The organism is Bordetella sp. BOR01 (assembly GCF_019218885.1).
In the GTDB taxonomy this organism is placed as follows: Bacteria; Pseudomonadota; Gammaproteobacteria; order Burkholderiales; family Burkholderiaceae_B; genus Bordetella_A.
Window position 1 is genome coordinate 1 of sequence record NZ_JAHUWT010000012.1, and the last position, 632, is coordinate 632.

General features: G+C 68.4%; 1 protein-coding gene. It reads left to right on the plus strand.

Annotated features, from left to right (window positions below):
- The coding region (locus tag KW845_RS29305) for a methyl-accepting chemotaxis protein (protein WP_218372941.1) at nucleotides 1-632 on the plus strand (632 nt) is incomplete at both ends.

The following is a 632-nucleotide window of genomic DNA, read 5'->3' on the forward strand; positions in this document are numbered from 1 at the left end:
GCCGCCGGCGACCTGACGGCGCGTGTGGAGGTTCGCAACAGCAACGAGGTAGGACAGTTGTTCGGGGCGCTCAAGCGCATGCAGGAGAACCTGGCGCGCACGGTATCGCAGGTTCGCCGCGGGGTCGACGAGATCAACGTGGGCTCGCGCGAGATTTCGGCGGGCAACACCGACCTGAGCAGCCGCACCGAGCAGCAGGCGGCCTCGCTGGAAGAGACGGCGGCGTCGATGGAAGAGCTGGCCTCGACGGTCAAGCAGAACGCGGACAACGCGCGCCAGGCGAACCAGCTGGCGGCCAGCGCCTCGGACGTGGCCGAGCGCGGCGGCTCGGCGGTGTCAGAGGTGGTGAGCACGATGGAAGGGATTTCGGCGAGTTCGCGCAAGATTTCCGAGATTGTGTCGGTGATCGACGGCATAGCGTTCCAGACCAATATCCTGGCGCTGAACGCGGCGGTGGAGGCGGCGCGCGCGGGCGAGCAGGGCAAGGGTTTCGCGGTGGTGGCGGGCGAGGTGCGTTCGCTGGCGCAGCGCAGCGCGCAGGCGGCCAAAGAGATCAAGGTGCTGATCGAGGACTCGGTCAGCAAGGTGGGCACGGGTTCGCAGCAGGTCGAGCGCGCGGGCGCGACGATGCA